General features: G+C 38.6%; 12 protein-coding genes and 1 riboswitch. Of the genes, 2 read left to right on the forward strand and 10 right to left on the reverse strand.

What is annotated here, in order from left to right; all coding sequences use genetic code 11:
• The first annotated feature begins 174 nt into the window (after positions 1 to 174).
• Together ACTIEV_RS15075 and ACTIEV_RS15080 are read left to right on the forward strand one after the other, a co-directional pair.
• The gene (locus ACTIEV_RS15075) at positions 175 to 1,257 is read left to right on the forward strand and encodes a mannose-1-phosphate guanylyltransferase (RefSeq protein WP_322197288.1); all 1,083 of its coding nucleotides are present in this window, start codon (positions 175 to 177) and stop codon (positions 1,255 to 1,257) included.
• A gap of 140 nt (positions 1,258 to 1,397) precedes the next feature.
• Positions 1,398 to 2,459, forward strand: coding sequence for a 3-oxoacyl-ACP synthase III family protein (locus tag ACTIEV_RS15080; RefSeq protein ID WP_322197289.1), 1,062 nt, complete (start codon positions 1,398 to 1,400; stop codon positions 2,457 to 2,459).
• Positions 2,460 to 2,496: 37 nt separating this feature from the next.
• Here the strand turns inward: ACTIEV_RS15080 and ACTIEV_RS15085 are convergent, their stop codons facing one another.
• From ACTIEV_RS15085 to ACTIEV_RS15130, 10 genes are all read right to left on the reverse strand, one after another.
• Positions 2,497 to 3,714, reverse strand: a complete 1,218-nt coding sequence (locus tag ACTIEV_RS15085; protein ID WP_322197290.1) for a chloride channel protein — start codon at positions 3,712 to 3,714, stop codon at positions 2,497 to 2,499.
• Positions 3,715 to 3,742: 28 nt separating this feature from the next.
• Positions 3,743 to 3,808, reverse strand: a riboswitch (Fluoride riboswitch).
• A gap of 106 nt (positions 3,809 to 3,914) precedes the next feature.
• Positions 3,915 to 4,328 carry a type II toxin-antitoxin system VapC family toxin gene (locus tag ACTIEV_RS15090; RefSeq protein ID WP_322197291.1) on the reverse strand — a complete coding sequence of 138 codons (414 nt, stop codon included), beginning with the start codon at positions 4,326 to 4,328 and terminating at the stop codon, positions 3,915 to 3,917.
• Positions 4,325 to 4,567: a DUF6364 family protein gene (locus ACTIEV_RS15095; protein ID WP_322197292.1), complete on the reverse strand. Its 243-nt coding sequence runs from the start codon at positions 4,565 to 4,567 to the stop codon at positions 4,325 to 4,327. Before ACTIEV_RS15095 ends, ACTIEV_RS15090 begins: the two co-directional genes overlap by 4 nt.
• A 116-nt stretch (positions 4,568 to 4,683) precedes the next feature.
• The gene (locus ACTIEV_RS15100) at positions 4,684 to 5,559 is read right to left on the reverse strand and encodes a hypothetical protein (protein WP_322197293.1); all 876 of its coding nucleotides are present in this window, start codon (positions 5,557 to 5,559) and stop codon (positions 4,684 to 4,686) included.
• A 177-nt stretch (positions 5,560 to 5,736) separates the two neighbouring features.
• Positions 5,737 to 6,285 (reverse strand): carboxymuconolactone decarboxylase family protein, encoded by a 549-nt coding sequence (locus tag ACTIEV_RS15105; RefSeq protein ID WP_322197294.1) that lies wholly within the window; start codon positions 6,283 to 6,285, stop codon positions 5,737 to 5,739.
• Positions 6,286 to 6,387: 102 nt separating this feature from the next.
• A complete protein-coding gene (locus ACTIEV_RS15110) occupies positions 6,388 to 6,978 on the reverse strand; it encodes a Crp/Fnr family transcriptional regulator (protein WP_322197295.1) in 591 nt (196 codons plus the stop codon).
• Between the two features lie 347 nt (positions 6,979 to 7,325).
• Positions 7,326 to 7,625: a hypothetical protein gene (locus tag ACTIEV_RS15115; RefSeq protein ID WP_439516785.1), complete on the reverse strand. Its 300-nt coding sequence runs from the start codon at positions 7,623 to 7,625 to the stop codon at positions 7,326 to 7,328.
• Between the two features lie 424 nt (positions 7,626 to 8,049).
• Positions 8,050 to 9,897 (reverse strand): amidophosphoribosyltransferase, encoded by a 1,848-nt coding sequence (locus tag ACTIEV_RS15120; protein ID WP_322197297.1) that lies wholly within the window; start codon positions 9,895 to 9,897, stop codon positions 8,050 to 8,052.
• 54 nt (positions 9,898 to 9,951) lie between these two features.
• Positions 9,952 to 10,515 carry an NADPH-dependent FMN reductase gene (locus ACTIEV_RS15125; protein WP_322197298.1) on the reverse strand — a complete coding sequence of 188 codons (564 nt, stop codon included), beginning with the start codon at positions 10,513 to 10,515 and terminating at the stop codon, positions 9,952 to 9,954.
• A 104-nt stretch (positions 10,516 to 10,619) separates the two neighbouring features.
• Positions 10,620 to 11,273 (reverse strand): pirin family protein, encoded by a 654-nt coding sequence (locus tag ACTIEV_RS15130; RefSeq protein WP_439516786.1) that lies wholly within the window; start codon positions 11,271 to 11,273, stop codon positions 10,620 to 10,622.
• Between the last annotated feature and the right edge of the window lie 78 nt (positions 11,274 to 11,351).

Consider the following 11,351-nt stretch of genomic DNA (forward strand, 5'->3'; position numbering starts at 1 on the left):
ACAGAACCGCGGGCTCCAATATGCCCAATGGTTATTAGATAACAAAAAAGGTCAACCTTTTTTATGTAATTGACAGATACGTATCTGGCAGAAATATAATCAAGATTAATCATCGGATTACTAAATAAGCCTGTAATATTGCAGCGTTTATTCAGGGATTAAAACAGCGTGTGAATGAATCAGCATCACTATGTAGCCATCATGGCCGGAGGAATTGGTAGTCGCTTCTGGCCGATGAGCAGAACAGTTTATCCAAAACAGTTTTTAGATATTCTTCATACGGGAAAATCATTGCTTCAATGGACCTATGAACGTTATGCAACGTTTATCCCGAAAGAAAATATCTTCATTGTTACTTCCGATGAATATGTTTCCATTGTTCATCAGCAATTGAAACAACTTCCCGTTGAAAATATTCTTGCCGAACCGAGTCGTAAGAATACAGCACCTTGTATTGCGTATATCTCTTTTAAATTAGCCCAGAAAGATCCTGAAGCATCACTCATTGTAGCACCCAGTGATCATATGATTCTGGATAATGAAGCTTTTCGCAGCATTACCTTAAAAGCATTGGATTTTGTAAGTCATATCAAATCATTGGTAACACTGGGTATTACACCTACGCATCCGAACACAGGTTATGGTTATATTCAGCATGATAGCATGACAGTTGCGGAAGGTATTTATAAAGTAAAAACCTTCACTGAAAAACCCAATCTCGAACTTGCCAAGACTTTTATCAGCAGTGGTGATTTTCTTTGGAATGCGGGCATTTTTGTGTGGCAAGTAAAAAATGTGGTAAAAGCTTTTGAGCAATACCAACCGGAGATGTTTGAATTGTTTGATGCCGAAAAGAAAAGTTTCAATACTGCCGAAGAAAAAGCTGCGATTGACAGAATTTATCCGCTCTGTACCAATATTTCTATTGATGTAGCCATCATGGAAAAAGCAGATAATGTGTATGTAATCCCTTCCTCTTTTGGCTGGAGTGATTTGGGTACTTGGAACAGTGCTTATGATAATCTGGAAAAAGATTATCTCGGTAATGCAGTGGCCAGTGAAAATGTAATCGTGATCGATGCAACCAAGTGTATGGTATCGGCACCCAAAGAAAAATTATTGGTATTACAAGGGCTTGATGATTTTATTGTGGTAGATACCAAAGATGTATTGTTGATTTGTAAGAAAGATAAAGAACAGTCGATCAAAGAATACGTTGCAGAAGTAAAAAGAAATAAGGGAGATAAATATCTATAATTATTTTCCGAAAATATCTTCCTAAAAACTAACGATCAATCGCTTCCAGAAAATTAGTTCTGCTGAGATGCGAGGTATTGATTAGATTTGGTTTACCCGTTTATTGTAACAGGTACCATTCGATTTGTAAAATGCCAGAGATGAAAACCGTTATTACCGGAACAGGAAGTTATATCCCGCCACACATTAAAACCAATAGAGATTTTACCATTCAGGATTTTTATACTGAAGATCATGAGCGTATTGTGGCTGCTCCCAATGACATCATCGAAAAATTTCGAGATATTACCGGTATTGAAGAAAGAAGATATGTGGGTACAGAATTCAATGCATCTGATATGGCATTGATTGCTGCCAAACATGCGATTGAAGATTCCGGTATTGATCCTGAAACCATCGATCAAATTATTGTAGCCCACAACTTTGGTAATGTCGTAAAACATACCATTCAAACAGATGTTCTTCCGGCATTGGCTTCTCGTGTGAAACAAGGTTTACAAATTCAAAATCCTTCCTGTGTTGCCTATGATATTCTGTTTGGTTGTCCGGGTTGGATACAAGGTATTATTCAAGCCGATGCTTATATCAAAGCTGGTATCGCTAAAAAATGTTTGGTGATTGGTACGGAAACACTTAGCCGTGTCATCGATCATTATGATCGGGATAGTATGATCTTTAGTGATGGTGCCGGTGCATGTATCATTGAAGCGAAGGAAAGTGAGAGTGGCATTCTCGCTGCCAGTGTACAAAGTCATTGTGTAGATGAAGCCTATTATTTGTACATGGGTAAATCGAATTTCCCCGAATCAGATCCTCGTATTCGTTATATCAAAATGAAGGGCAGAAAAGTATATGAGTATGCCATTAAAAATGTACCTGCTGCGATGAAGGATTGTTTAGAAAAAGCCGGGGTACATGTAACCGAAGTAAAAAAGTTTTTCCTCCATCAAGCCAATGAAAAAATGGATGAAGGATTTATTAAAGTGCTCTATAAGTTATACGGATTAAAAGAAGTACCTGCCGGTGTGATGCCGATGAGTATTCATAAATTGGGTAACAGTTCTGTAGCCACCATTCCTACACTCTATGATTTGGTAAAGCGTGGCATATTGGATGATCATTCTTTACAAACAGGAGATATTGTCATTTTTGCTTCGGTGGGTGCGGGGATGAATATCAATGCTGTTTGCTATCGGGTCTAACAAACTGATGTATTTGCTTGATATGAAACGATCGCTATTAGGAATGATCCTGATAAATACTCTTCTTTCCCGATAATAAAAAAGCCATGATACATGCGATGGCTGCGAATGGCAATACTTCTTTTCCGAATAATTCCATTGCCATTACCATACATGCCAATGGTGCATGCGTAGCTCCTGCAAAAACCGCTACAAATCCTAAACCTGTTAACATTGATAAAGGCAAGGGAATCCATATAGATAAGGTATTTCCCAGCAACGCTCCAATAAAAAACAACGGCGTTACTTCTCCACCTTTGAATCCGGCAGACAGCGTAAGAATGGTCAATATCATTTTCAGCGCAAAATCATACACTTCCATGGGCTCACTAAAAGATTCTACGATTATCGGTATTCCCAAACCCATGTATTTACTATTACCAATCCACCAAAATAATAGCACAACAACAATACCACCAACCAATGGACGCAAAGGTGGATAGCTAATCCGATTTTTATATTGTCGTGTGGCAACATGCATGATTTGTACAAACAGAAAAGCACAAACACCAAACACTGCTCCTGCCATGATGGTGTAGCCAATACTTAACCATGAAATAGTCGGTATCAGATCAATAGTATAAGTTGTATGAGGTATGCCCCATAATCTCGTAACAAGGTCTGCAAGTATAGAGGCTGCTAAGACAGGTACAAGAATGGTATAATGTAATGCAATCTTTCGATTGATCTCCAATGCAAAAATGAAACCTGCCAATGGTGTTCCAAACACTGCCCCGAAACCGGCAGCAATAGAAGCGATTAATAAGGTACGTCGATCTTCAGGATTCAAGCGAAAAGGCCGACTTAACTGATCAGCCAATGCGCCCGACATTTGCAAAGCTGTTCCTTCCCGTCCGGCAGCGCCTCCGAATAGATGTGTGATCAGTGTTCCCAGATAAATCAAAGGCGCCATGATCCATGGAATGGTTTTTTGCGTGGGCTGCTGAATGGTTGCCAGTAATAATTTATTTCCTGCTTCTGTTTGTTGGCCAAAGCGATGATAACACCAGCCCACCATGAATCCTGCGATGGGTAAAAATGCAACCATCCATAAATGACTTTCTCGAAAATCAGTAACCAGATCCAATGTATAGAGAAACAAAGCTGCCGCTGAGCCGGAACAAAAACCGATCAATACACATAAAATAATCCACTTCAACAGTCGTTGAAAATAAGAGTAGTTATTGTTAGGGGTTAGAGTTTGTTGTACTGACATAAGTTCCTGATTTAAATGTACTCAACATTTATGATCAGGCGCCATCAGCTTTTTAGGGCGGTTCAATTAGGAAGACACCATTTCCTTGGGATAGAATTGTAAATATAAAGTTCTTCGGATTATAAATTGTGCTTTGAGCTTTTGGAAAGTTTCTAAACTTTCCAAAAACCCAAAACACAAAAGATTTTTATAAGGATCAACTAGATTTTTGAAAACAATTCATCAGGAGCCAAAACAGGTATTTCAACTCCTTTGAAATCTTTAATATTTCTTGTTACGATACAGTCGATTTTTTCAACGGTTATTGCACAATACACTTGAATGGCATCCTCAAAATCCTTTTGCTTAGCCCTTAATCCTTTTGATAATACTTGCTCATCAACCGGAATAACTGTTACAAATTCAAATAAAGATAAAAGTATTCCTCGAAGTGATTTATCGTCTATAAATTTCTTTAATAAATAGTAGGTTGTTGCAATAGAATGAGAAGAGGTATAGAGCCGAATCTTTTTGTTCTCAGCTAAGTTAAAAATCTCAATAGCATACTTACTGAATGGTTTTCTATCGGCTATTAGATCTACCAGAATATTAGTATCGATGAAAATTTTTTTCATAAGTGTTTTTTCTCCAGGTAAGATTGTAGCTCTTTCTTTTCATCAAAACTCTTAGGGAGTCTAACCGCCCCAACAAGCTTTTTTAACTTAGGAGAAATTTTTTGTTGCTTGTTTTCCTGTGTGATGGTATCGAGGTATTGTTCAATTAACTCTGACAAACTCCTACCAGAAGCCTTGGCATAAGATTTAGCCCTCTCAATCACTTCTTTTTCAACAGTAAGTGTGAGTTTAGTTGTCATGATACGTGTTATTTTTTCAAAGATACGTATATCATAGATTCATTGACTTTAAAAGTTGTGAAAATTTCCTAAATATGATCCATGACTATAAAACGAGCCTCTTAGAAAGACGCTTATTAATCACGAAACCTTTTCGGATCAAATTCAATATAATAAACATCCTCTTTCATCCGAGTTCCCAATCTATCCTGACGGGCAAAATACAAGCGCTTTTCTTTCGCATGATAAAACGGACAAAACTCTGCCATCGATGAATTAATGGGACTACCCAGATTTTTAGGTGAAGTCCATTTGCCATGGGTATTAAAACTGATATACAGATCCACTTCTCCTAACCCTCTTGGATCAGAGGAAAAATAAAGTAAGAAACTTTCATCTGCAGCAATGACTGGGTTTGATTCACGATGATCTGTCGTATTCACAGGTATACCAATATTTTCCGGTGTTTGATAGGCTCCATTGACCCACCTTGAAACATAGATATCAGAATTGCCTTTTTTATTTTCATTTTCTTTCATGAAATATATATGTCCGGCAGTCGTGATGGAGGCAAAAGATTCTGAGATATCGGTATTGATGGTATTACCCAAATGATAGGGAGCGGACCAACCTGATGCAGTTTTTTTCACCGCCCAAATATCAAAACCGGTTCTGTTGGGTTGATCAGGAACTGGGCGTGTTGATTGGAAGAGTACTTGTTGTCCATCCGGACTGAACATCGGATCAACATCTTTCCATGCAGCGTTAGTAGTAGAAAAAGAAGCGATCACCGGTTCTTGCCATACACCATTTATTTTGTGTGATTCTTTAATCACCAATGTATCTCTTCCACCATTGGACTCTACCCATAACGCTGTATTACCATCAGGTGAAATCGTTAAACCAAAAACACCACCATTGGATATTTTACCCGGTTCAAACTTCACCGGCTCTTTTTGAGCAAAGAGAAAAAGGTGGAGGCTCAATAATACAACGACAAGAATGGGTTTCATACAGCTGATTTTACGATGGGAAATAAATTCATTCAAATGGAATAGAACTGTGAAATCTGGATGATTGGTCATTACAAGATACAACAGGTTTACTTGAATAGAGGAGCTATCTGTCTACTAATAGAATAAAAAAAGGAAGTACCGTATTTGTACTTCCTAAAAAATGGTGTTGTTTTATTAAATCGCATCCGCAATCGGGAAATCAATTTCGAATTCAGTCAGATTGTGTATATAATTACTGATGATCTTATCGCCTACCACAATCACTACATCAATCAAATTAGCTTCATTATAACCTGCAGCAAAAAAATTATTCTTACTTTCTTCTGTTGCTTTACCGAGGTTAGCTACTACAGATGCAGTGAATTTTGCCAGTGCATCTAATTTACTATCGAATGAAGCAGTTCCCTTTCTGATCTCCAGAATTTGCTCATCTGTAAATCCATTCATTTTACCAATAACCGTATGTGCAGACTGGCAATAGCGGCAACCATTGATTTGACTGGTTACCAGATTGATCACTTCTCTTTCTTTGGCCCTCAATGAGCTTTTTCGGTTTTGTAAAGCAAGATAATCGCCAAGAGCTGTTTCACTTTTTGCGAAATAGGCATACAGATTGGGTACAAAACCCAGCCCTTTTTGCAGGTTGTCAAAAAGAGATTGATTGGTTTCAGAAACTTCTGCTTTGGTTGGAATCGTAAAGACGATTGTGGTGGTCGTTGACATGGTATGTAGTTTTAAAATTGTTTGTCGTAATTGACAGAACAAAATTGCAACAACCGGTAAAGTTTAAAAATGATCTAGTTTAGGAAATCAGGTTGATCTAGATCAACTTTTCTTGGAGGTTTTCTTATTTCTGATCCTTGATAAGAATTCTGTTGTCATCCCTAAATAAGAAGCCAATGCATACTGCGGAACCCTTTCAGCGATCTGAGGATATTTCTCCATGAAACGATCGTATCGTTCTTCTGCGGTTTGTGTAAGATTAGAGATAATACGTTGTTGCATAAAAGCAGCCGTTCTTTCTGCCCTGATCCGAAAGAAGGTTTCAAATTTATGATTGGATTGTTTGAGCATTTGTTCCTTTTCATAGGATATCTCTAGAATAATACTGTCTTCCAATGCAATCACAAACATCGTAGCCGGTGTTTGTAAAATATAACTATTAAAATCTGTGATCCACCAATCCTCAATAGCAAAAGCAATAGTGCTATCTTGACCATGATCATCCACCACATAGGCTCTGAAAGCACCTTTGATCACATAGTTTCTATTCTTAACAATGAAATTCGGCTGAACAATAAACTGACGTTTTTTGATCTTCACCTCACGAAAAGATCCGGCAAAGATTTCTGCTTCTTGATCTGTTAGATCAATGGTTCTTTGGATGTATTCGATGATTGGGTGATTACTTGTCATCTACTGAATTTTAGGTTGCCTTATTATCTTTTATCATGAGACGTACATTTGGCAATAACCTTGCAGTAATGAAAAAAGACTTTTATAAAGCTTTAAAACTTTTCAAAGATTAGACTCTCCATATGAGTGATGGTTTTAGCCTTTCACAATGGACTTTAAGAATGCTTGAACAACCTCTGACTTCCCGAGTGGTTCTAGTAGACAATTGAATAAATTAACCCCCAAGGCAAGATATGTAGCAGGGTGGGTTATTTTTTTATATTTCAAAGCACCGAGAAGTAGCAATGCTATAATTATAATTTCCGAAAGATAAATTGGTTGCATGATGTCAATATTAGGCCATTGCTTTATGTGCATACCAACATATACATTTGTATTCCTCGACCTAAAGCTGGCATCATAATAATGAAAACCGTTGAGATGAGCCACCAAGAATGGTCTTCTAATTGCTTTCTGTGAATGATGCTTTTTATTATTGCAAAACCAAATGCGGTCATCATTACAATTTCAATTGCTGCAACACCTAAAAAGAACCATGGTTGAAATGGACCAAATGCATCAGCCTTCTCAAAGGCAGTTTGAGCGTTTACAATATCCCTGTTCATCATACTAAGCGCAGAAAGACAAACTCCACCTGCCGTGAACATTCCAATAATGCCGTTGGTTCTATGTCGACTAAGTTGATGATGAGTTGCAAAGTAGGGTTGAATAATTAGGTATAGATACCATATAGTACCTGTCCAGTAATGTATATGTACCGACTAGGCATTGTCCGAAAAATCACCCCAATAATCTTTTAATATACCAAGTTGCATGATAACCATTGGGATAAGCATCCAAATATGTAAAGTCTTGTATTTAGTCATAAAGGATTTTTTTCTCAGGATATAAGTGGAAGAAATTGCTGCCGTCTTATGAATTTACGAAAGTTTACATCCCAATTATAGTTTCATCAACTTTTCTATTTATTACGGATTTGCTTTTATTAAGTTTCGAAACTTACCCAAAGCAAAACGCCCCATCCAAAAATGAGGCGTTCAAAAATCTCACCCCCTTAAGGGGGCAGGGGGGTCAGTACCCCCTCACATTCTTCCCTTCAATAAAATTCAAAAATGCTTTATTCACCACCTTATTACCGCCCGGCGTTGGGTAGTTGCCCGTGAAGTACCAGTCGCCGGTGTTGGTTGGACAACTATCATGTAAGTCTTCGATGGTTTGGTAAATGACTTCTACCGGTATATTGATTTCCGCAGGCGTAATCAATTGCGCAATTTTATCAGAGATCTCTTCAGTAGTAAAGGGCTTGTATACCTGACGTACCACATTCTCAGTGTGTAATTGTCCGGTACGGGTCAGTTCTTTTATTTTCTCATGCACTTCTGTAAGTACATGTTCCATATTTTTTTCTTTCAACAAAGCGATTGCTGCACGGAATGCAATGAAATCGCCGAGTTTACTCATATCAATTCCATAACAATCCGGGTAACGAATTTGTGGCGCAGAAGAAACCACAATGATCTTTTTAGGTTTCAATCGCGCCAGCATGCGTACAATACTTTCTTTCAAGGTTGTGCCACGTACAATACTATCATCGATCACCACCAAAATATCTTCACCCGGACGAACCGTTCCATAAGTTACATCATATACGTGCTGCACCATTTCATTGCGATTGGCATCTTCCGTAATGAATGTACGCAGCTTCACATCTTTAATGGCAATCTTCTCTTGTCTGATCTTACGCGTGATCATTTCTTCCAATTTATCCGGCGTAAAATCATTTCCCCAACTGAGAATACGTTCTACCTTGATCTTGTTCAGGTATTCTTCCATCCCTTTCACCAATCCGTAAAAAGCTACTTCCGCAGTGTTCGGGATATAAGAGAAGATCGTATTCTTCAAATCATTATTGATTCGCTCTAATACCGTCTGACTTAAATGATGACCCAATGCAATTCTTTCGCGATAAATTTTTTCATCACTACCGCGTGAAAAATAGATACGCTCAAAACTACAAGCTCTTCTTTCTTTGGGTTCCAGTATCTGTTCAATGCTATAGTTACCGGCATCATCTACAATAATGGCTTTACCCGGCATCAATTCCATCACTTCATTCTCACCAACGTTGAATGTTGTTCTGATAGCCGCACGTTCACTGGCTGCCACAATCACTTCATCATTGATATAATAATAAGCCGGACGAATACCATGCGCATCACGCATTACAAAACTGCTACCATTGCCTAGTAATCCACCGATGGTATAACCACCATCAAACAAGGGTGTTGCTTTTTGTAATACATTTTTCAGATCTGCTGCATTCGGGTGTAGTTCATCTTCTTTCGCCAGAAAATGATGGATCACTTCCATCATGGCAGCAAGGTCACTTTGTTTTTGAAAGTCACCCGGACTCATATTGATAAGGTCAAATAACTCATCGGTATTCACCAAATTAAAGTTACCTGCCAGTGCCAGGTTTTTACCCGGCATCAAATCTCTTTTAATAAAAGGATGGCAAAACTCTACATTATTCTTTCCTTGGGTACCATAGCGAAGATGTCCGATTAAAAGTTCTCCGAGAAAGGGCAGGTGTCCTTTCATCAATCCCGGATGTTGTTTGATATCGGGCTGGTATTTTTCCAGTTCCTGGACTTCCTGTCCGATCTTAAAGAAAATATCCGCGATGGGCTGCGGCGCATTGCTGCGCATTCTATGCAGAAAGGGGTTTCCGGGCTCAGTATTCAGTTTCACAGCGGCGATTCCGGCACCGTCTTGTCCACGGTTATGCTGTTTTTCCATCAGGAGGTACAGCTTATTGAGGCCATAGGTTACCGTACCGTGTTTCTGTAAATAATAGGAGAAAGGTTTCCGGAGTCGAATATAGGCAAGCCCACATTCGTGTTTGATCTCGTCGCTCATGTTATGATTTAAAAAGAAGTGGCGAAGTTAACAACTCCGCCACGTTTTATAAAGTTAATTGTAAGCCGTACTTAATTCAGGTCTCAGTGTCTCTGCCAACCATAGGAACTCCTTGGTAAACAGGTCAATAGACTTACTAAAAGAACCATCTGTGAGTTCACCGGCTTCACTGAATTTTTTGTCTACAAATGGTGTTACCAGCATATAAGGCGAAGCAATACCAAATAATGCCGGCACCAGCAGCAACAACTGCTGACTCGCCCTCATACCACCCATGGCACCGGTTGATGCTGTTACCAGTCCAAAAGGTTTATGGGTCTGCTTAGGAAAGTGATCCACCAGGTTTTGTAAAGCGGGTGAATAACTGCCATTGTATTCGGGTGTTACCAGAATAAAAGCATCCGCAGCAAACATTCTTTCTGCCAATGGTTTGAATGCTTCGGGTGTATTCTCTACGGAAGAGAACACGTTTTCTAATAAAGGCAGTCTCCAATCGCGCACATCAATGATATTCACCTGATGAGGGGTATGTTGACTCAAATGTTTTTGTAAGAACAATGCCAGTCTATAAGTAACGCTATTTGTTCTCGGACTTCCTGAAATGATTTCTATGTTCATGTTTTGCAAGTTTGGGTGTGGTCGATGGTCCATAGTCCATAGACCATAGTTAGTACAATCTCTTTTCTTTAACCATGGTCTATGGACCATGGACTATCAACTACTCAATGATTAATCGGCACTTCTATAACAATAAAGCGGCTCTCCTGTTCAATATGCAAGGTAAATTCATTGCAGTCCCAGATGCCAAGAGCGTCTCTTTTATTGAGGATTGTTCCGTTTATCGTAAGTGAACCATCGATCACGAATACATATACACACTTATTCAAGGGAGGAAATGCATAATTGATCTTTTGTTGTGCATCAAAATAACCCAAGCTCAATTTTGCATTCTGATTGATCCAACAGTGTGTAATACCCTCTTCGTTACTGACGATGGTGGTCAACTGATTTTTTCTTTTCGCTTCCGGAAAATATCTTTTCTGGTAACGTGGTGTGATGTTTTGCAATTTAGGCTCGATCCATATTTGTAAGAACTGTACATCTTCTTCACCTATATTATGTTCTTCATGTCTGAGACCGGTTCCCGCACTCATAATTTGTACCCAATCTTTTTCTACCACTTCCGCATAACCCATGGTGTCTTTATGATTCATTTTTCCCTGAAGCATCACGCTGATGATTTCCATATTGGTATGTGGATGTAATCCAAAACCACCACCGGCTTTCACCACATCATCATTAAATGTGTGCAATAATCCAAATCCTTTACGAGCAGGATCCTGATAAGAAGAGAAGCTAAAAGAAAAATTACTGATAAATGCGAATCAAGGGTTGAAAATGGTCAAATTGGGTAAAATGAAGTAAAAGCAAAGAGCGTTTTAGTAATGTGTTCG

It is taken from the genome of Sediminibacterium sp., from assembly GCF_051861365.1.
Taxonomy (GTDB): domain Bacteria; phylum Bacteroidota; class Bacteroidia; order Chitinophagales; family Chitinophagaceae; genus Sediminibacterium.

Bases quoted from the DNA above. Each gene is read 5' to 3' on its own strand.
- ACTIEV_RS15075 (WP_322197288.1), top strand. From the start codon at position 175: ATGAATCAGCATCACTATGTAGCCATCATGGCCGGAGGAATTGGTAGT.
- ACTIEV_RS15080 (WP_322197289.1), top strand. From the start codon at position 1,398: ATGAAAACCGTTATTACCGGAACAGGAAGTTATATCCCGCCACACATT.
- ACTIEV_RS15085 (WP_322197290.1), bottom strand. From the start codon at position 3,714: ATGTCAGTACAACAAACTCTAACCCCTAACAATAACTACTCTTATTTT.
- ACTIEV_RS15090 (WP_322197291.1), bottom strand. From the start codon at position 4,328: ATGAAAAAAATTTTCATCGATACTAATATTCTGGTAGATCTAATAGCC.
- ACTIEV_RS15095 (WP_322197292.1), bottom strand. From the start codon at position 4,567: ATGACAACTAAACTCACACTTACTGTTGAAAAAGAAGTGATTGAGAGG.
- ACTIEV_RS15100 (WP_322197293.1), bottom strand. From the start codon at position 5,559: ATGAAACCCATTCTTGTCGTTGTATTATTGAGCCTCCACCTTTTTCTC.
- ACTIEV_RS15105 (WP_322197294.1), bottom strand. From the start codon at position 6,285: ATGTCAACGACCACCACAATCGTCTTTACGATTCCAACCAAAGCAGAA.
- ACTIEV_RS15110 (WP_322197295.1), bottom strand. From the start codon at position 6,978: ATGACAAGTAATCACCCAATCATCGAATACATCCAAAGAACCATTGAT.
- ACTIEV_RS15115 (WP_439516785.1), bottom strand. From the start codon at position 7,625: ATGTTCACGGCAGGTGGAGTTTGTCTTTCTGCGCTTAGTATGATGAAC.
- ACTIEV_RS15120 (WP_322197297.1), bottom strand. From the start codon at position 9,897: ATGAGCGACGAGATCAAACACGAATGTGGGCTTGCCTATATTCGACTC.
- ACTIEV_RS15125 (WP_322197298.1), bottom strand. From the start codon at position 10,515: ATGAACATAGAAATCATTTCAGGAAGTCCGAGAACAAATAGCGTTACT.